Origin of the sequence: Achromobacter sp. SIMBA_011 (genome assembly GCF_046535435.1) — a bacterium.
In the GTDB taxonomy this organism is placed as follows: Bacteria; Pseudomonadota; Gammaproteobacteria; order Burkholderiales; family Burkholderiaceae_B; genus Achromobacter; species Achromobacter dolens.
Genome location: NZ_JAWRWN010000001.1, coordinates 702,191 through 719,849 on the forward strand (window position 1 = coordinate 702,191; position 17,659 = coordinate 719,849).

General features: G+C 66.2%; 18 protein-coding genes. 10 read left to right on the forward strand and 8 right to left on the reverse strand.

What is annotated here, in order from left to right:
* Nucleotides 1-11: 11 nt before the first annotated feature.
* The 7 genes from SB816_RS03315 to SB816_RS03345 all read right to left on the reverse strand — a co-directional run bounded on the left by SB816_RS03315 (nucleotide 12) and on the right by SB816_RS03345 (nucleotide 5,125).
* Nucleotides 12-467 (reverse strand): PTS sugar transporter subunit IIA, encoded by a 456-nt coding sequence (locus SB816_RS03315; RefSeq protein ID WP_006391807.1) that lies wholly within the window; start codon nucleotides 465-467, stop codon nucleotides 12-14.
* A gap of 378 nt (nucleotides 468-845) precedes the next feature.
* Nucleotides 846-1,181, reverse strand: a complete 336-nt coding sequence (gene hpf, locus SB816_RS03320; protein ID WP_006391806.1) for a ribosome hibernation-promoting factor, HPF/YfiA family — start codon at nucleotides 1,179-1,181, stop codon at nucleotides 846-848.
* Nucleotides 1,182-1,401: 220 nt separating this feature from the next.
* Nucleotides 1,402-2,196: an LPS export ABC transporter ATP-binding protein gene (lptB, locus tag SB816_RS03325; RefSeq protein WP_049076872.1), complete on the reverse strand. Its 795-nt coding sequence runs from the start codon at nucleotides 2,194-2,196 to the stop codon at nucleotides 1,402-1,404.
* Nucleotides 2,197-2,229: 33 nt separating this feature from the next.
* Nucleotides 2,230-2,874 carry a lipopolysaccharide transport periplasmic protein LptA gene (gene lptA / locus SB816_RS03330; protein WP_064524017.1) on the reverse strand — a complete coding sequence of 215 codons (645 nt, stop codon included), beginning with the start codon at nucleotides 2,872-2,874 and terminating at the stop codon, nucleotides 2,230-2,232.
* Complete coding sequence (gene lptC, locus SB816_RS03335) at nucleotides 2,871-3,503, reverse strand: LPS export ABC transporter periplasmic protein LptC (protein ID WP_054500398.1); 633 nt, start codon at nucleotides 3,501-3,503, stop codon at nucleotides 2,871-2,873. Before lptC ends, lptA begins: the two co-directional genes overlap by 4 nt.
* 27 nt (nucleotides 3,504-3,530) lie before the next feature.
* The gene (locus SB816_RS03340; RefSeq protein WP_081273411.1) at nucleotides 3,531-4,139 is read right to left on the reverse strand and encodes a KdsC family phosphatase; all 609 of its coding nucleotides are present in this window, start codon (nucleotides 4,137-4,139) and stop codon (nucleotides 3,531-3,533) included.
* Nucleotides 4,136-5,125 carry an SIS domain-containing protein gene (locus SB816_RS03345; RefSeq protein ID WP_054500400.1) on the reverse strand — a complete coding sequence of 330 codons (990 nt, stop codon included), beginning with the start codon at nucleotides 5,123-5,125 and terminating at the stop codon, nucleotides 4,136-4,138. The genes SB816_RS03340 and SB816_RS03345 overlap by 4 nt, the downstream gene beginning before the upstream one ends.
* Nucleotides 5,126-5,229: 104 nt before the next feature.
* Between SB816_RS03345 and purT the strand changes: the two genes are divergently transcribed.
* The 8 genes from purT (at nucleotide 5,230) to SB816_RS03385 (ending at nucleotide 14,324) form a co-directional block, all read left to right on the forward strand.
* Nucleotides 5,230-6,447 carry a formate-dependent phosphoribosylglycinamide formyltransferase gene (purT, locus tag SB816_RS03350; RefSeq protein ID WP_410546496.1) on the forward strand — a complete coding sequence of 406 codons (1,218 nt, stop codon included), beginning with the start codon at nucleotides 5,230-5,232 and terminating at the stop codon, nucleotides 6,445-6,447.
* Between the two features lie 279 nt (nucleotides 6,448-6,726).
* Entirely contained in the window at nucleotides 6,727-7,272 is a 546-nt protein-coding gene (locus SB816_RS03355) for a GbsR/MarR family transcriptional regulator (protein WP_049076860.1), read from the forward strand.
* A gap of 129 nt (nucleotides 7,273-7,401) precedes the next feature.
* A complete protein-coding gene (locus SB816_RS03360; protein WP_054500402.1) occupies nucleotides 7,402-8,976 on the forward strand; it encodes a cytochrome ubiquinol oxidase subunit I in 1,575 nt (524 codons plus the stop codon).
* Between the two features lie 13 nt (nucleotides 8,977-8,989).
* On the forward strand, nucleotides 8,990-10,141 hold the full coding sequence (cydB, locus tag SB816_RS03365; protein WP_410546497.1) for a cytochrome d ubiquinol oxidase subunit II: 1,152 nt from the start codon (nucleotides 8,990-8,992) through the stop codon (nucleotides 10,139-10,141).
* A 15-nt stretch (nucleotides 10,142-10,156) separates the two neighbouring features.
* A complete protein-coding gene (cydX, locus tag SB816_RS03370) occupies nucleotides 10,157-10,282 on the forward strand; it encodes a cytochrome bd-I oxidase subunit CydX (RefSeq protein WP_054474887.1) in 126 nt (41 codons plus the stop codon).
* Nucleotides 10,279-12,024 carry a thiol reductant ABC exporter subunit CydD gene (cydD, locus tag SB816_RS03375; protein ID WP_410546498.1) on the forward strand — a complete coding sequence of 582 codons (1,746 nt, stop codon included), beginning with the start codon at nucleotides 10,279-10,281 and terminating at the stop codon, nucleotides 12,022-12,024. The genes cydX and cydD overlap by 4 nt, the downstream gene beginning before the upstream one ends.
* On the forward strand, nucleotides 12,021-13,718 hold the full coding sequence (gene cydC, locus SB816_RS03380) for a thiol reductant ABC exporter subunit CydC (protein ID WP_410546499.1): 1,698 nt from the start codon (nucleotides 12,021-12,023) through the stop codon (nucleotides 13,716-13,718). The genes cydD and cydC overlap by 4 nt, the downstream gene beginning before the upstream one ends.
* Nucleotides 13,719-13,772: 54 nt before the next feature.
* A complete protein-coding gene (locus SB816_RS03385; protein ID WP_006391794.1) occupies nucleotides 13,773-14,324 on the forward strand; it encodes an adenine phosphoribosyltransferase in 552 nt (183 codons plus the stop codon).
* A gap of 37 nt (nucleotides 14,325-14,361) precedes the next feature.
* Here the strand turns inward: SB816_RS03385 and SB816_RS03390 are convergent, their stop codons facing one another.
* Nucleotides 14,362-15,252, reverse strand: a complete 891-nt coding sequence (locus SB816_RS03390) for a LysR family transcriptional regulator (RefSeq protein WP_054500406.1) — start codon at nucleotides 15,250-15,252, stop codon at nucleotides 14,362-14,364.
* Nucleotides 15,253-15,634: 382 nt separating this feature from the next.
* Between SB816_RS03390 and SB816_RS03395 the strand changes: the two genes are divergently transcribed.
* Nucleotides 15,635-16,018, forward strand: a complete 384-nt coding sequence (locus SB816_RS03395) for a DUF4148 domain-containing protein (protein WP_054500407.1) — start codon at nucleotides 15,635-15,637, stop codon at nucleotides 16,016-16,018.
* 439 nt (nucleotides 16,019-16,457) lie between these two features.
* A complete protein-coding gene (locus SB816_RS03400; protein WP_054500408.1) occupies nucleotides 16,458-17,582 on the forward strand; it encodes a porin in 1,125 nt (374 codons plus the stop codon).
* The last annotated feature ends 77 nt before the right edge of the window (nucleotides 17,583-17,659 follow it).

Here is a 17,659-nt window from a genome sequence, read left to right on the forward strand (position 1 = left end):
TCCGCGAGGGGTCAGAGTTGGCCGGTGGTGAGCATCTTGTGGACGACGGCCGGATCGGTCTCGGTGGCCAGCGCTTCGCGCAGCGCCTTGTTGGACATGAGCTGCGCCAGTTCCGCCAGGATATCCAGGTGCTGCTGCGTGGCGGTTTCGGGCACCAGCAGACAGAGCAGCATCGATACGGGCTGTCCGTCGGGGGCGTCGAACGTGATGGGCTGCGCCAGGCGGATGAAGGCGGCAAGCGCCTGCTCCAGTCCCTTCACGCGGCCGTGCGGCACGGCGACGCCCTGGCCGAGCGCGGTCGAGCCCAGACGCTCCCGCGCAAACAGGCTGTCGAACACGAGCGCGCGTGCCAAGCCGTGGTTGTTTTCAAAGAGGAGGCCAGCCTGTTCGAACGCGCGCTTCTTGCTCGTGGCGAGCATATCGAGGACGACGTTGCCGGCGGGAAGGATGCGCGACAAATGATTCATCAGGTCATTATAGGGTTATATGACGCACTGCAAAAAACTCCGGTGGGAGGCGCTCGCGCCGCGGTCCGCACCCTCCTGGATCAGGCCGCCGGTCTCGGCACGAGAGCGACAGCATAGACCGATAGCGCCGGGTTGTGGGCATTCTTCGTGCGCAGGTGGGTATACCAGCACGGTATGGCGTGGACGCCTTGATCGGGTTTTCAGGGGAGGGAATGACGTTCGCCGGCCTGTGCCGGAGAATGGGGGACAAAGAAGGCGGGGGGAGTTTGCCGATGCCCCGGCTGGACGGGACGTCTAGCGGGACACCGGGACTTAGGCAGGATTCAGGAATCGCTGTTTAGCTTGGCTCGCACGGCGAGCGAATCATGAAGCGCGGTATTACTGGGTTGGCGAAAGGTTCGCCGCTTGCCGCTTCACGGACTCTGCCGTGTGACTTCGCACCTTGTCCTTGTGCTTGATGACCTGACGGTCGACTTTGTCAGCAAGAAGGTCGATCGCGGCGTAGAGGTTTTCATCGGTTGCTTCACAATGAATGTCCTTGCCACTAAGACGCATGGTGATTTCGGCTCTGTGCCGCAGGGGCTCTACTGAGAGCATGACCTGGGTATCGATGACGTGATCGAAATGCCGCAGCACTCGCGCCAGTTTGTTCATGACATATTCCCGGATGGCCGGGGTGACGTCGAGGTGACGACCGCAGATGCTCAGGTTCATAGTGTGCTCTCCTTCTAAAAGAGGAAAAAATGGTGCGCGGAAGGCGCGGTGGGGTCGTTAGGCGTTCTCCTTGTTTGAGGGGTTCGTTTGATACTAGTGTATAGACTCGGGCCGATAAAACAAGCTGACCTAACGCAAGTCCATGGCATTTTCATTGCGCCCGCCCAGGGGCGTGCCCCAGGGGCCGTCACGGACCCTGGGATTTTCCCCAATGGAGGTGTTACATGCGGAAGTGTTCGCCCAGGTAGACGCGGCGAACGGCCGGATCGCCGACGATTTCGTCGGGGTGACCGTCGGTCAGCACCTTGCCTTCGCTGATGATGTAGGCGCGGTCGCAGATGCCCAGCGTTTCGCGCACGTTGTGGTCGGTGATCAGCACGCCGATGCCGCGACCCTTCAGGAAGCGCACGATGCGCTGGATCTCGATCACGGCGATCGGGTCCACGCCCGCGAACGGCTCGTCCAGCAGGATGAAGCGCGGACTGGTGGCCAGCGCGCGCGCGATTTCGACGCGGCGGCGCTCGCCGCCCGACAGCGAAATGGCGGCGTTGCTGCGGATGTGGCCGATCTGCAGCTCTTCGAGCAGCAGCTCCATCTGTTCATTGATCTTGGGCGTGGACAGCGTGCGGCCGTCCGGTCCGATCTGCAGTTCGAGCACCGCGCGGATGTTCTGCTCGACCGTCAGGCGGCGGAACACCGAGGCGTCCTGGGGCAGGTACGACAGTCCCATGCGCGCGCGCTTGTGGATCGGCATCGCGGTGATGACCGAGCCGTCGATCTCGATACGGCCGGCGTCGGCCGGCACCAGGCCCACGATCATGTAGAAGCTGGTGGTCTTGCCGGCGCCGTTGGGGCCAAGCAGGCCCACCACTTCGCCGCTGGAGACGGACAGGGACACGTCCTGCACCACGGTGCGGCCGTTGTAGGTCTTGCGCAAGCCGGTTGCGCGCAGGCTGCCCTGCTTGACGCCCGAAGGGGCGGAGGTCACGGGAGTCTGCACTGAAGGTTGGTTCATCGTGGCTGCGTATGGGTGACATGGGAGGCGCTGTCAGCGCCCCTTCTTCGATTCCTGCTGCTTGCGGCACTCGGCCACCGCGGCGTCCGACTTGGCGCGCGGCTCGGCCACGGAACGGACCCGGCCGCCAGCCGCCGAGGAGTTCGGGCCGCCCTGGGCTTCGTAGGTGCCGCTTTTCTCGTTGTAGCGCACCCGGTCGCCGCGAATCGTGTCAAACGGTTTGCCGCAGACATAGCGCACCACCACCGCCTGGCCGATCAGGTCGAAGGTGCTCTTGGTGCCGTCGTATTCGGCGCGCAGGCCCTTGCCCTCGATCAGTTCGAAGGTCTCGGGACGTTCCTGGCGGATGGTGACGACCTTGCCCTTGTTCGCGGTGGCGGTGCCGTACTGGTTGCCAGCGGCGTCCTCGCGCATTTCCAGGTTGTCGGAGGTGAGCGTCATCAGGCCACGCGTCATGTTGACGTTGCCGGTGAACACGCTTTGTTTCTTCACGTCGTCGTAGTGCAGCGTGTCCGACAGGATCGTGGTGGTGGGTTCCTCGGCGGGCGCGGTCTTGCTCGCGCCGGCGGCGGCCGGCTTGGGGTCGGCCGCGAGCGCCGGCGCTACCGCCGATGCCATCAGCAGCATCGCGCCCAGCAGGCGCGTGGTGGGGGCAATGCGAATCCGGAAGTCGGTCATGGTTTCTTCGGGTCAGTGGTGTTGGCAGGCGTCTCGGCCGGGCGGCGCGATTTGTTTTCCGTGCCGGCGATTTCCACGTCGGTGGACGCCGATACCTGCAATTGGCGTGTCTTGTTGTTGTAGTGCATGCCCTTGCCGTTCATGCGCGAGCGGCCCTTGATGACTTCCGCGGGCAGGTCGGTGTAGACCACGTCGTCGTCCGGCAGCAGGATCAGTTGCTGGCTGCGCACGTCCAGGACGTCGTTGTTGGCGTCCGGCTGGCGGTGGACGTGCGCGTCGCCGTTCATGACGATGCGCTTGCCGCCCTGTTCCATGACGGCCGTCTTGGACACGCCCACGGTGATCGGGCTGGCTTCGCGCTGGCCGATGGCGCGCGGCTGGGTGATGTGATACGAATCGTCGTCCGGGAAATGTTCGGCGTAATCGCCCTCGAGCCGATTGATGGGTCGCCCGGTGGGGTCGGTGCGCAGCATCACGAAATTACGCGACCAGGCGTCCATTTCGTGCGTGACGCGGCGCGGCGGGTCCGTCTGGATGGCCCGCTGCGCGTAGTCGGCGGCCCAATACGTGCTGGCGACGAGCACCAGCAGCAGGAACAGCGCGATCAGGGAAGGGAAACGATCTTTCATCAGGTCTGCGGGGCGTGATAGGGGCGCTTACTGGATGGCGCCAGGACCGAGCAGTCCCGGCGCCGCCAGGAATCCGCCCAGCCGGCCCTGGGAGGCCAGCAGCAGGTCGCAACATTCGCGCACCGCGCCGTTGCCGCCCGCTTGCGTTGCGATCCAGTGGGCCGCCTGGCTGACGTAGCCCGGCGCATTCGGCACGCTGGCGGCGAAGCCGGCGCGTTGCATGGCCGGCAGGTCGATGATGTCATCGCCCATGTAGCCGGTCTGGTTCAGTTGGACCGCGCTGCGCTGCGCAAGTTCGGCCAGCGCGGCGCCTTTGTCGCGCACGCCCTGCATGATCTCGGAAATTCCCAGCTCGGCGGCGCGGCGCGCCACGATCGGGCCGGAGCGGCCAGTCATCAGCGCCACCTTCAGGCCGCCTTCCATCAGCAGGCGCAGGCCATGGCCATCCAGGGCGTTGAAGCGCTTCTGGACTTCGCCGGTCTCGCCGTAATACAGGCCGCCGTCGGTCAGCACGCCGTCCACGTCGAAGACCATCAGGCGCACGGCGGCGGCGCGTTCGCGCACCGCTGGCGCGATACGGGCCAGGACCAGGGCTTCGGCGGGGTGGGTGATCGAAGGGGGGAGAGTCATAGTCATACCACTTTGGCGGCCATCAGGTCGTGCATGTGCAAGGCGCCGAGCAGGGCGCCATCGGCGTCCAGCACCAGCATGTGATTGAGCCGCAGTTCGTCCATCTGGCGCGCGGCCTCGACGGCCAGCGCGTCCGGGTTGATGCTGCGCGGCGAGCGCGTCATGCCGGCTTCGACGTTCAGGCTGCGGATGTCGCCGTAGCGTGCGATCAGGCGGCGCAGGTCGCCGTCGGTGAAGATGCCGACCGGGCGGTGCTGCGCATCGCTCACCACGGTCATGCCCATGCCCTTGGCCGACATGACTTCGAGCGCCTGCGAGACCGGCGTGCCCTGCGCCACGACGGGCAGAGCGTCGCCCTGGCGCATGACGTTGCGCACGTGGGTCAGCAGGCGCCGGCCGAGCGCGCCGCCCGGATGCGAGCGGGCGAAATCCTGGGGCCCGAACCCGCGCGCCTCCAGACAGGCCACGGCCAGCGCATCGCCCAGGGCCAGGGCCGTGGTGGTGCTGGCGGTCGGCGCCAGGTTCAGCGGGCAGGCTTCCTGGGACACGCTGGCGTCCAGGTGGACGTCGGCGAGCCGCGCCAGCTCGGACTGCGGATTGCCGGTAATGGCCACCAGGCTGGCGCCCATGCGGCGCACCACCGGCAGGATGGTGAGCAGCTCCTGGCCCGACCCGGAATACGAAATGGCGATCAGGACGTCGTCGCGGGTGATCATGCCCAGGTCGCCGTGCACCGCTTCGGCGGCGTGCACGAAGAAGGCGGGCGTGCCGGTGGAGGCGAAGGTGGCGGCGATCTTGCGGGCGATGTGGCCGGTCTTGCCGATGCCGCTGACGACCACGCGCCCACGGCAGGCCAGCAGCATGGCGACGACCCGCGCGAAGCTGTCGTCCAGCCGCGCGGACAGGTCCAGGATGCCCTGGCTTTCGATTTGCAGCGTCCTGCGCGCAGATGCCAGCGCGGTCTCGGACGTTGTGGTGGGATGATCGGTCATCAGGGGATTTTAATATCAGGTTGCGGGTTTGCCCCTGGGAGGGGGGTATGGCATCCTGGCGACTCTTTTATCCGGCTATCAATCTTTCCTTTCCAGGCCCGCTCATGTCCAGCATTCCCAGCCCCGTCCTTGGCACGCCCCTGTCCCCCCTGGCCACCCGAGTCATGCTGCTCGGCTCGGGCGAGTTGGGCAAAGAGGTCATCATCGCTCTGCAGCGGCTGGGCGTGGAAGTCATCGCGGTGGACCGGTATGCCGACGCGCCGGGCCACCAGGTGGCGCATCGCGCCCATGTGGTGTCGATGACGGACCCCGAAGCCCTGGAAAAAATCATCCGGCAAGAGCAACCGCACGTTATTGTCCCCGAAATCGAGGCCATTGCCACCAATTTGCTGGTGGATCTGGAAGCGGCCGGCGTGGTGCGGGTCACCCCGACCGCCCGGGCGGCGCAACTGACCATGAACCGCGAGGGCATCCGCCGCCTGGCGGCCGAGACCCTGGGCCTGCCCACCTCGCCCTACGCCTTCGTCGATACGGAAGACGAATTGCGCCGGGCCATCGACGGTGGCATCGGCTATCCCTGCGTCATCAAGCCGGTCATGTCCTCGTCGGGCAAGGGCCAGTCCGTGATCAAGGGCGCCGAGGACCTGGGCGCCGCCTGGCGCTACGCCCAGGAGGGCGGCCGGGTGGGCGGCGGCCGCGCCATCGTCGAGGGCTTCATCCGCTTCGATTACGAAATCACGCTGCTGACCGTGCGCGCCCGCGGCGCCGACGGCCAGGTCGAGACCCGCTACTGCGAGCCGATCGGCCACAAGCAGGTCGACGGCGACTACGTCGAGAGCTGGCAGCCCCATCCCATGTCGCCCGCGGCGCTGGAGCGTGCCCGCGAGATCGCCCTTGCCGTGACGGCCGAGCTGGGCGGACTTGGAATTTTCGGCGTCGAACTGTTCGTGGCCGGCGACCAGGTGTGGTTCTCGGAAGTGAGCCCGCGCCCGCATGACACCGGCATGGTCACCATGATTACCCAGGCGCAGAACGAATTCGAACTGCACGCCCGCGCCCTGCTCGGCCTGCCGGTGGACACCTCGCTGCGCCAGCCTGGCGCGAGCAGCGTCATCTATGGCGGCGTCGAGGCCAAGGCCGTGTCGTTCCACAACGTGGCGCAGGCGCTGGCAGAGCCGGGCACCGACATCCGCCTGTTTGGCAAGCCCGAGTCCTTCGTCAAGCGCCGCATGGGCGTGGGCCTGGCGATCGCCGAGGATGTGGCCGCCGCGCGCGCCAAGGCCAAGCGCGTGTCGGCCGCCGTCACCGTCAAGGCCGGCTGACCCGCCCATTCGCCCGGCGCGCCGGGGGCGGCGCCCTGGATTTCCCCTTGATTCGCAGCCACCCGCCAACCGGCGGGTGGCTTTTTTTCGTGGCGCGTCCACCACAGATTGCGACTGATTTCGGGGGCGGAACGACAGAATTGTCATCCCTTGCGGCTATACCCCTGTCATCGGTGTGGTTTGTGTTTTCGCACAGTTTGTTCGATAATTTCAGGAATTTCTGAAAACGGCGTAACTATTTATGTATGCCGTCATCGCATTTGCTGGCCTGGATGGATCATGGTGCTCACCCCTCAAAACGAACGTTTCGTCCTGCACTTCGGCGAAATGGGCAGCCGTTGGGGCGTGAACCGCACCGTCGGCCAGATCTACGCCCTGCTGTTCCTGGCGCCCCAGCCCCTGCATGCCGACGACATCGCCGAAACGCTGGGCTTTTCCCGTTCGAACGTCAGCCTGGGCCTGAAGGAGCTGCAGTCCTGGCGCCTGGTGAAGCTGGTGCACCAGGTCGGCGACCGCCGCGACTACTTCGAGACGCCCAAGGATGTCTGGGAGATCTTCCGCATCCTGATGGAAGAGAAGCGCAAGCGCGAAATCGATCCCACCCTCACCCTGCTGCGAGACACCCTGCTGGAGCCCCCCACGGGACCGGACGGTGCCTACGCGCAGCAACGCATGACCGAAATGCTGGAGCTCATCGAACTGTCCACCGGGTGGTTCGATGAGGTTCAACGTCTGCCGCCGGAGACTCTGCAGAACCTGATGAAGCTGGGTTCGAAAGTGCAGAAAGTGCTGGGCTTCGCCGGCAAGTTGCGGGGCAAAGGCTGATCGCTGATCCGCCCCGATTTTTTCAGGAAACCTCTATGAAGCTGTATACAACGCCCTTATCATGGCGCCAGAGACGGCCTGGGAACCATGCCGGTTGCTGTGGCTACTCACCTGCATGGGAGCGCCCCAATGATTGATCTCGACGTCGTCAACCTGTCGCGATTCCAGTTTGCCGCGACCGCGCTGTACCACTTCCTCTTCGTCCCCCTCACGCTCGGCCTGTCGTTCATCCTGGCCATCATGGAAAGCGTGTACGTCATGACTGGCCGCCCCATCTGGAAGCGGATGACCATGTTCTGGGGCACCCTGTTCGGCATCAACTTCGCGCTGGGCGTGGCCACGGGCGTGGTCATGGAGTTCCAGTTCGGCATGAACTGGTCGTACTACAGCCATTACGTGGGCGACATCTTCGGCGCGCCGCTGGCGCTCGAAGGGCTGATGGCTTTCTTCCTGGAAGCCACCTTCGTCGGCCTGTTCTTCTTCGGCTGGAACCGCATGTCCAAGGTCAGCCACCTGGTGGTGACCTGGCTGGTGGCATTCGGCACCAACTTCTCGGCGCTCTGGATCCTGATCGCCAACGGCTGGATGCAGAACCCGGTGGGCGCGGTGTTCAACCCCGACACCATGCGCATGGAAATGACCGACTTCGCCGCGGTGATCTTCAACCCGGTGGCCCAGGCCAAGTTCGTGCACACGGTCAGCGCGGGCTACGTGGCGGGCGCCATGTTCGTCATGTCGATCAGCGCCTGGTACCTGCTCAAGGGCCGCCACACCGACCTGGCCAAGCGCTCGATGGCGGTCGCCGCCAGCTTCGGCCTGGCCTCGGCGCTGTCGGTCGTCGTGCTGGGTGACGAGAGCGGTTATCTCACCACCGAACACCAGAAGATGAAGATCGCGGCCATGGAATCCATGTGGCACACCGAGCCGGCGCCCGCGTCCTTCAACCTGATCGCGCTGCCCAACCAGGCCGAACGCAAGAACGACTTCGCCATCGAGATTCCCTACGTCATGGGCCTCATCGGCACGCGCTCGCTGACGACCCCGCTGCTGGGCATCAACGACCTGATCCTGCGCGCCGAGAATCGCATCCGCGACGGCATGGTGGCGTACGACGCCCTGCAGAAGATCCGCGCCAATCCCAAGGACGTCGACGCCCGCATGGTGTTCGACCGCACCTGGCCCGATCTCGGCTACGCGTTGCTGGTCAAACGCTACCAGACCGACATGAGCAAGGTCACCGAAGAGGACATCAAGAAGGCCGCGGTGGATACCGTGCCGAACGTGGCGCCGCTGTTCTGGGCGTTCCGCATCATGGTGGCCGTGGGCATGTACCTGATCCTGTTCTTCGGCGTGGCATTCTGGCTGGCCTCGCGCGGTCGCCTGGACAGCCGCCGCGGCCTGCTGAAGGTGGCGCTGTGGAGCCTGCCCATGCCCTGGATCGCCATCGAGAGCGGCTGGTTCGTGGCCGAGTACGGCCGCCAGCCATGGGTGATCGAAGGCGTGCTGCCCACGTATTACGCGGCGTCCGGCCTCACGATCGCCGACCTGGCCATCAGCCTGACGATCTTCCTGGTGCTGTACACCGTGCTGCTGATCATCGGCGTGAAGGTCATGCTGCACGCCGTGCGCAAGGGCCCGAAATCCGACGCGCCGGTCCCGGCCAGCGCCGCCGCCGATCCCGTCCACGCCGCCGTGCGAGCTTAAGGGGAGAGAAACAATGGATACCCTTATTCCTTTCGACTACGCCACCTTGCGGGTGGTCTGGTGGGTGCTGCTGGGCGCGCTGCTGATCGGCTTCGCCGTGATGGACGGCTTCGACCTGGGCGTGGCGGCGCTGCTGCCGGTGGTCGCCAAGACCGATGCCGAACGCCGCGTGGTGATCAACGTGGTCGGCCCCGTGTGGGAAGGCAACCAGGTGTGGCTGATCACCGCGGGCGGCGCGATCTTTGCCGCCTGGCCGCTGTTGTACGCAGCCTCGTTCTCGGGCTTCTACCTGGCGATGATGCTGGCGCTGATCGCGCTGATCCTGCGTCCCGTCGGCTTCAAGTACCGCAGCAAGATGGAAGGCACCCGCTGGCGCAATAGCTGGGACGGCGTGCTGTGCTTCTCGGGCGTGGTGGCCTCGCTGGTGTTCGGCGTGGCCGTGGGCAACATCATCCTCGGCGTGCCGTTCACCTTCGACGAAAACGCGCTGCGCATGGTGTACCAGGGTCACTTCTACCAACTGTTCACGCCGTTCGCGCTGCTGTGCGGCGTGCTGAGCGTGGTGATGCTGGCGATGCACGGCGCGGTGCTGCTGGCCTGGCGCACCGAGGACCCCGTGTCGTCGCGAGCGCGCAACTGGGGCCGCCTGTGCGCGTTGCTGACGCTGGTGTTGTTCGTCGCCGGGGGCTTCTGGGTGAAGTCGCTCAGCGGCCATGCCATCACCAGCGCGGTGGACATGCAAGGTCCTTCGGATCCGATGCTCAAGACGGTCGCGGTGCAGGCCGGCGCCTGGACGGCCAACTACGCCAAGTGGCCGCTGATGTGGATCGCGCCCGCGCTGGGCGTGTCGGGAGCCGTGCTGGTGCTGCTGTTGCTGACGTTGCGCGCCAACGTGTTGTCGTTCCTGGCCTCGGCCGTTTCGATCAGCGGCGTCATCCTGACGGTCGGCTTCTCGCTGTTCCCGTTCCTGATGCCGTCGTCGACCAACCCGAAAGCCGGCCTGACGGTCTGGGACGCCTCGTCCAGCCACATGACGCTGTGGATCATGGTGATCGCGGTGGTGGTGTTCCTGCCGATCGTGACGCTCTACACCGCCTGGGTGTATCGCGTCATGCGCGGCAAGGTGACGCATGCATCCGTGGGCGACACGCCCAATTCGTACTGACAAGGAGCCTTCACCATGTGGTATTTCTCATGGGTACTCGGCCTGGGATTGGCGTGTGCGTTCGCCATCCTCAACGCAATGTGGTTCGAGCTGCGCGAAGGTCACTCGCATGACCCGCGCGCCAGCCGTAACGACGAGTGAGCGGCCGCGCCAGCAGCCTCGAGCATGACCCCTCGGCCACCCTGCGCAAGCCGCCGCGCGAGCAATCGCGCTGGCTGATGGCGCTGGCCGGGGCGGCCCGGCTGCCGCTCATCCTGGCGGGCGCGGCGCCGCTGGCGTCGGGCGCGTTGCTGGTGGTTCAGGCCTGGCTGCTGGCCAGCGTGCTGGATGCCGCCATCGTGCGGCAGGCGCCGCGCCTGGAACTGCTCGGCCAGATCCTGGCCATCGCCGCGCTGATGCTGGCGCGCGCCTGCATCACCTGGGCGGGCGAGCGCGTCGGGGCCGACGCCGCCGAGCGTATCAAGCGTCACGTGCGCCAGGCGCTGTTCGCGCGTCTGCTGCGCAAAGGACCTGACTGGAGCCGCCGGCAGGCCTCGGGCGAGATCGCCAGCGCGCTGGTGGACCAGGTCGAGGCGCTCGACGGATTCTTCTCCAAGTATCTGCCGGCCATGGCCGCGGCGGCGCTGCTGCCGGTGGCGTTTGCGGTCCTGTTGCTGCCGGTGGATGTGATCGCGGGACTGGTGCTGTTGATCACCGCGCCGCTGATTCCGCTGTTCATGGCGCTGGTCGGCTGGGGCGCGCAAGGCGCCAGCCGGCGTCATCTGCGGGCTTTCGCGCGGCTGTCGGGATTCTTCGCCGACCGCCTGCGCGGCCTGTCCACCCTGAAGCTGTATGGCCGCGCCGAAGCCGAGGCGGCTTCCGTCGCCGCCGCCAGCGATGCGCTGCGCCAGCGCACCATGTCCGTGCTGCGGATCGCCTTCCTGTCGTCGGCGGTGCTGGAATTCTTCGCCGCGCTGGGCGTGGCGGGCGTGGCCGTCTACATCGGCCTGAGCTACCTGGGGTTCCTCGACCTGCGCTGGTCGCCGTTCACGCTGCAGGCCGGCCTGTTCTGTCTGCTGATGGCGCCCGAGGTCTACGCGCCCTTGCGCCAGTTCGCCGCGCACTACCACGACCGCGCCACGGCGCTGGCCGCGGTGTCGCAGATTGCCACGCTGTTCGATGGGCTGCCGCAGGGGGAAGTCGTCGAATCGCGCCAGGATGGGCCGATGGCGCCGGTATCGGGCGCCGCCGGCCTGACGGTGGCGGGGCTGACCATGACGGCGCCCGGGCGGCCCTTGCCAGTGCTGTCCGCGGCGGCGTTGGCGCTGGCCCCGGGCGAGCACGCGGCCTTGATGGGGCCGAGCGGTATCGGCAAGTCCACGCTGATCGAGGCCATCGCGCGCCTGCGCCGGGGCGACGGCGACATTCGCCTCGATGGCGTGCCGCTGGACCAGTGGGGCGAGGCCGATCTGCGCGCGCGCGTGGCGCTGATCGGGCAGAGGCCGCAACTGCTGGCGGGGTCGATCGCGGACAACATCCGGTTGGGACGCCCAGATGCCACCGACGCGATGGTGCGTGATGCGGCTCGCCGCGCCTGTGTGCTCGAATTCGCCGCCGGGCTGCCGCAAGGGCTGGATACGCCGCTGGGCAGCCGCGGTCATGGCCTGTCGGGCGGCCAGGCGCAGCGCGTTGCGCTGGCGCGCCTGTTCCTGCGCGATCCCGGGTTGATCCTGCTGGACGAGCCCACGGCACACCTGGACGAGGCCACGCAGGCGCGAGTGCTGGACGAGATCCTGGCATTCGCCGCTGGCCGCACGCTGCTGCTCGCTACCCATTCGCCCTCGGTCGCGGCGCGTTTCGCGCGGGTGCTGCGCCTCGCCGATGCAAAAGTGAAAGACGTATGAAGAACCTGTTGTTGCTTCTGCCGCTATATGCGCGCCGCAAGGCGGGTTTGTTGCTCGCGCTGTTCTGCGCGCTGGCGACGGTGGCCGCGGGCGTCGGCCTGCTGGGCGTGTCCGGCTGGTTCCTGACCGGCGCCGCGCTGGCCGGCGCGGGCGGCGCCTTCAATCTGTTCGCGCCGTCCGCGCTGGTGCGCGGCCTGTCGTTCCTGCGCATCGTGTCGCGTTATGCCGACCGGGTGGTCGGGCATGCCGCCACGCTGCGCCTGCTGGCCGACCTGCGCGCGGCAGTCTTCACGGCGCTGATCCGCCTGACGCCGCGCCAGTTGGCGCGTTACCGCAGTGGCGACCTGGTGGCGCGCATGACAGGCGACGTCGATGCGCTCGACACCGTGTTCCTGTTCGTGTTGGCGCCGCTGGCGACGGCCATCCTGGCCGGCGCGGCGTTGACCGCCGTGCTGGGTTATTGGGTGCCGGCGGCGGCCCTGGTGTTCGCGCTGGCGCTGCTGGCGGTCTGTGTCCTGGTGCCGCTGTGGCTGCTGCGCGCCGCGCGCAAGCCTGGCGTAGCCGCGCAGGAGAGCGCGGCCGGACTGCGTGCTGCCGTGCTCGACGCGGTCGATGGTCACGCCGACATGGTCGCGCTGCATGCGCAGTCGCAGACCCAGGCGCATTTCGACCAATTGTGCGAGGCCAGCGCGCGTGCCCGCGGCAGCCAGGCCCGGGTCGCGGCGCGGGGGCAATGGTTCCTGCAGGCGGCGGCCGGGCTATCGGTGCTGGCGCTGCTGTGGTTCGGCCTGGCGCGTTACGAAGCCGGCGTATTGCACGGGCCGTTGCTGGTGGGACTGCTGCTGGCCGTAATCGGTATCTTCGAAGTGGCCGGCCCGATCATGCGCGGCGCCTCGCGCATGGGGTCGGCGCTGTCGGCCGCCGCGCGCATCCGCGACGTGGCGCAGCGCGAGCCGGACATGTGCGATCCCGCCGTGCCCAGCCCGCTGCCGACGCGCGGCGCGCTGGAACTGGTTGATGTGTCCTTCGCCTATCCGGCGCGGGCCGGCGAGACGCCCCTGCCTGTGCTGCATCACCTGCAACTGCGGGTCGAGCCGGGAGAACGGGTCGCCATCCTGGGCGAGAGCGGCGCGGGCAAGTCCACGCTGCTGCATCTGCTGCTGCGGCTGGAGGATCCGCTGGACGGCCAGGTGCGCTACGCGGGCATCGATGCCCGCGCCTGTGCGCAGGCGGACTGGCATCGGCGCATCGCGTTGCTGTCGCAGGACGCCCCGGTATTCCTGGGCACCTTGCGCACCAATCTTCTGATCGGCGACCCGCAGGCCGGCGACGCCGAGTTGTGGTGCGCGCTGGACGCCGCCCGCCTCGGGGAATTCGTGCGCGGGTTGCCTGATGGGCTGGATACCTGGGCCGGCGAAACCGGTTCCCTGCTGTCCGCCGGGCAGGCGCGGCGCCTGTGCCTGGCGCGGGCGTTGTTGTCGCCGGCCGATGTCATCGTGCTGGATGAACCGACCGCGGGTCTGGATGCGGCCGCCGAGGCGGCGTTCTTCGCCGACCTGGAACACGCGGTGGGGGGACGCACCGTCATCCTGGCCACGCATGCCGTGCTGCCGCCCGGCGCCGTCGACCGCTGTTGCACTTTGCGCGGCGGACAGTTGCATGAGGTGTCATCAGCCGTGGCGGTCCTGGCTTAAGCACGGTTGCGCGGTTATAGTTCGCCTTGCTTCAATTCTCCAGGGCCAGCTTCCATGCAGACCGACAACGCCGAGTACATCCGGCGCACCATCCGCAGCGTGCCTGACTGGCCCCAACCTGGTGTCATTTTTCGAGACATCACGCCGGTGTTGCAGGACCCGCGTGCGTTCCGGGTGCTGATCGACCTTTTCGTCTACCGCTACATGCGCCAGCGCCTGGATCTGGTGGCCGGCGTGGACGCGCGCGGCTTCATCATTGGCAGCGTGCTGGCCTATGAGCTCAACCTGGGTTTCGTGCCGGTGCGCAAGAAGGGCAAGCTGCCGTACCGCACCGTTGCCGAGGAATACTCGCTCGAATACGGCAACGCGGCCGTCGAGATGCACACCGATTCCGTGCGTACCGGACAGCGCGTTCTGCTGGTGGATGACCTGATCGCCACGGGCGGCACGATGCTGGCGGCGATCAAGCTGCTGCAGCGCCTGGGCGCGAACGTGGTCGAGGCGGCAGCCATCATCGACCTGCCCGAACTCGGCGGCTCGGCCAAGATCGCGGCCACCGGCACGCCGCTCTACACGGTCTGTCAATACGATAGCGCGTCGGTCTGAGGCCGGCGCGGGCGGACGATTCAGGCGTCCATTCGCCTCAGGCGTCCGAGAGCCGTGGCTGGATGAAGTCCAGGAAGGCCTTGGTCTTGGCCGGCAGCATGCGCGATGGCAGCAGGGCGAACAGGGGCAGGGGCGTCAGGCTCCAGTCGGGCAGCACGCGCACCAGACCGGTCTGCTTGATGGCTCGCTCCATCGCATCGAACACCAGCAGCGGCGTGATGCCCAGGCCCTGTCCGGCCAGGCGTCCCAGCATGCCGACATTGTTGGCCGACAGCCGGCCCGACACCTGCACGCGCTCCACCTTGTCACCCGAATGCAGCATCCAGAAGGATGACTCGTCGCGCATGGTGGGGCGCAGGCATTCGTGGTGGCTCAGGTCGGCCGGCACCCGCGGCTCGCCATGGCGCGCCAGGTAGTCGGGCGAGGCATACAACTGGTGCGCCATCAGCACGATCTTGCGCGAAATGAGGCTGGAATCGGGCTGCTGCCCGAAACGCAGAATCAGGTCGAAGGGATTGCTGATCGGGTCGATCGGCCGCATGCTCAGATCGAAATCACATTCGATGTCGGGGTGCTGTTCGCGGAACTCGCGGATCACGGCGGGCAGGAACAGTTGCGCCAGGCTGGTGGGCAGCGAGATGCGCAGGCGGCCCTTGGGTTGCACCGCCATGTCGAGCAACTGGTCGTGGGCGATGCGGGCTTCTTCCACTATGTGCCGGCAACGCTCGAAATAGATGGCGCCCGCCTCGGTCAGGTCGATTTTGCGGGTGCTGCGATTCAGCAGGCGCATGCCCACGCTGCGCTCCAGCTCACTGACGCGCCGCGAGAGCGTGGACGTTGGAATATTCAAGGCTTCGGCGGCGTGGCTGAAGTTCTTGCGCTTGGCGACCTCGACGAAGAGCGCGATGTCGTTAAGCTGGATATCCATGGTGCCCTCAAACTCAAAATTCCATTTCTGGCAGGTTCATATGATAAGTGGAAATATTGTCCCGCCAGTGGAAATGTCTATTTAGCCGCCATGAACGACTATTCCGCCGGACGGGACGCACACATTCCGTTACCGGGCTGGCGCGCCGCTGAATGTCTGGTTGGCCCTGCGGCAGAGGGCGCGAGCGGTTGTTGCACGGTGCCCGAGTCGTGCGGAGGGGATACGCTTTGCAATTGTCCCGTCCATGCAAATATGTTCACCAAAATAAGGGTTTTTACTAGGGCCTGATCGCCAGATACTGCATCCCAGCAATCGAATTGTCACATTGCCGCCGCCGCCCTGGCGGCGGACGGTGTGCCAGGTTTAGGATGGAGTCATCACAATGAAAGCCCTAGCTACCGCACTCATGGTTACCGCAACGCTGGTGGGTATGTCCGCCGCCCACGCCGATGGCAAGACGCGTGAACAGGTTCAACAGGAACTGCAGGCCGCCAAGGCCGCCGGGCAGGTCACGTTCGGCGAATTGGACTATCCGCCCGCCATCGCCCAACAGACGGGCATGACGCGTGAGCAGGTCCAACAGGAACTGCAAAGCGCCAAGGCCGCCGGCCAGGTCACCAGCGGCGAATTGGATTACCCGCCGCGCGCGGCGGCCACCCAGACGGCCGGCAAGACCCGCGAGCAGGTTCGCGAGGAACTGGCGCAGGCCAAGGCCCGCGGCGAATACACCTTCGGTGAACTGGACTACCCGCCCAAGGGCCGTTGACCCGCGGCCTTCACCGTTCGGCGCGAAACCAAAGCCCCTTGCACGCCAAGGGGTTTTTTATCTCTCCGTCCGGAGTCCGTCCTCGTCTCGTTGTCGTGTTTATGCCGCATGGACTGTGCCGCCCACACAACATGTGATGTCAATCCCGCTTGAGTGCGACGACCGGCGACCGCGCGGCGAAACCGAATTATGAGCAAGAATTCGCATTTGATATCAAGGCCTTAATACGCAGCTTCCAAGCCCGAGGCGGGTGGGGCGGCGGGCATTATCCCGCCCATGGAAAGTTGTTCTTCGAAATCCGCGTTACTTCAAATTGTTCCAAGGCAGACACTAGATTCAGTGCAGACGCCGCTCGCTTTGTCGTCGCGGCACGCAGGCAGCGGCGATGCCGCCGCGTGGTTGCGGGATGCCTTTATCTTTCGCCATTTTGGGGACTTTTATGAAGAAGACGCTATTGGCTGTCGCGTTGCTGACCGGTTTTGCCGGCGCCGCGCATGCCGCTGATTCCGTGACGCTGTACGGGTTGATCGACGCCGGTATCGGCTACGAGCAAGTGAAGTTCAAGGGCCAGTCGCAGAGCCGCATCGCCGGCGTGCAGGGCGTGAGCAGCGGCTCGCGCTTCGGGCTGCGCGGCACGGAAGACCTGGGTGACGGCCTGCGCGCCGTGTTCAACCTGGAAGGCGGTTTCGGCCCGATGAACGGCCAATCACTGCAGAATGGCCGCCTGTGGGGCCGCCAGGCCACCGTGGGCCTGGACAGTGATTCGTGGGGACGCCTGGAATTCGGTCGCCAGACCAACCTGGCCTCGAAGTACTTCGGCTCGATCGACCCGTTCTCCATCAGCTACAACACCGCCAACCTGGGCACCACGTTCAGCAGCGCCAACACGATGCGCCTGGACAACATGGTCCTGTACCAGACCCCCAGCATGGGCGGTTTCAAGGTGGGCGTGGGCTACTCGTTCAGCGCCGATGACACCGTCGAGGACGGCGTCAAGGAAAAGCACCAGACCGGCTTCGCCACGGGCAACAACAACCGCGTCCTGACCGTGGGCGCGCAATACCTGAACGGTCCGCTGAATCTGGCCGCGGCCTACGACCGCTTCAATCCGTCCAATGACAACATCGGCGGCAAGTCCAGTTCGCGCATCCAGGAATACATCGTTGGCGGCACCTACGATTTCGAGGTCGTGAAGCTGGCGGCGGCGTTCAGCCAGACCCGCGACGGCTGGTTCATCGGCCAGAACATGGGCACCACGCCGGACGGCATGCAGAAGCTGGGCACGTTCAAGCTGGCCGATGGCTTCCGCGCCAATTCCTACATGATCGGCGCCACCGTGCCGCTGGGCCGCCATGCCATCTTCGGCTCCTGGCAGCGCGCCACGCCGAACAACGCCAAGCTGACCGGCGACGACGCGACGTTCAACGTCTACAGCCTGGGTTACACGTACGACTTCACCAAGCGCACCAATCTGTACGCGTATGCCTCCTACGGCGACAACTACGCGTTCCAGCACGATGCGCGCGACACCGCGTTCGCGGTGGGTCTGCGTCACCGTTTCTAAGCGAGGGCATCGGTCCGGTCGCACCTTGCTGAATGCGCGGCACATCTCCGTGAGCCGCCGAGTGACAGCGAACCCCC

What these genes read in the sequence shown, in the direction of transcription:
- lptC (WP_054500398.1), bottom strand. Translation starts at nt 3,503, where the DNA reads ATGAAAGATCGTTTCCCTTCCCTGATCGCGCTGTTCCTGCTGCTGGTG.
- SB816_RS03355 (WP_049076860.1), top strand. Translation starts at nt 6,727, where the DNA reads ATGGTGCTCACCCCTCAAAACGAACGTTTCGTCCTGCACTTCGGCGAA.
- SB816_RS03345 (WP_054500400.1), bottom strand. Translation starts at nt 5,125, where the DNA reads ATGACCGATCATCCCACCACAACGTCCGAGACCGCGCTGGCATCTGCG.
- purT (WP_410546496.1), top strand. Translation starts at nt 5,230, where the DNA reads ATGTCCAGCATTCCCAGCCCCGTCCTTGGCACGCCCCTGTCCCCCCTG.
- lptA (WP_064524017.1), bottom strand. Translation starts at nt 2,874, where the DNA reads ATGACCGACTTCCGGATTCGCATTGCCCCCACCACGCGCCTGCTGGGC.
- cydC (WP_410546499.1), top strand. Translation starts at nt 12,021, where the DNA reads ATGAAGAACCTGTTGTTGCTTCTGCCGCTATATGCGCGCCGCAAGGCG.
- SB816_RS03340 (WP_081273411.1), bottom strand. Translation starts at nt 4,139, where the DNA reads ATGACTATGACTCTCCCCCCTTCGATCACCCACCCCGCCGAAGCCCTG.
- hpf (WP_006391806.1), bottom strand. Translation starts at nt 1,181, where the DNA reads ATGAACCTGAGCATCTGCGGTCGTCACCTCGACGTCACCCCGGCCATC.
- SB816_RS03315 (WP_006391807.1), bottom strand. Translation starts at nt 467, where the DNA reads ATGAATCATTTGTCGCGCATCCTTCCCGCCGGCAACGTCGTCCTCGAT.
- cydB (WP_410546497.1), top strand. Translation starts at nt 8,990, where the DNA reads ATGGATACCCTTATTCCTTTCGACTACGCCACCTTGCGGGTGGTCTGG.
- SB816_RS03395 (WP_054500407.1), top strand. Translation starts at nt 15,635, where the DNA reads ATGAAAGCCCTAGCTACCGCACTCATGGTTACCGCAACGCTGGTGGGT.
- SB816_RS03390 (WP_054500406.1), bottom strand. Translation starts at nt 15,252, where the DNA reads ATGGATATCCAGCTTAACGACATCGCGCTCTTCGTCGAGGTCGCCAAG.
- cydX (WP_054474887.1), top strand. Translation starts at nt 10,157, where the DNA reads ATGTGGTATTTCTCATGGGTACTCGGCCTGGGATTGGCGTGTGCGTTC.
- SB816_RS03385 (WP_006391794.1), top strand. Translation starts at nt 13,773, where the DNA reads ATGCAGACCGACAACGCCGAGTACATCCGGCGCACCATCCGCAGCGTG.
- SB816_RS03400 (WP_054500408.1), top strand. Translation starts at nt 16,458, where the DNA reads ATGAAGAAGACGCTATTGGCTGTCGCGTTGCTGACCGGTTTTGCCGGC.
- lptB (WP_049076872.1), bottom strand. Translation starts at nt 2,196, where the DNA reads ATGAACCAACCTTCAGTGCAGACTCCCGTGACCTCCGCCCCTTCGGGC.
- SB816_RS03360 (WP_054500402.1), top strand. Translation starts at nt 7,402, where the DNA reads ATGATTGATCTCGACGTCGTCAACCTGTCGCGATTCCAGTTTGCCGCG.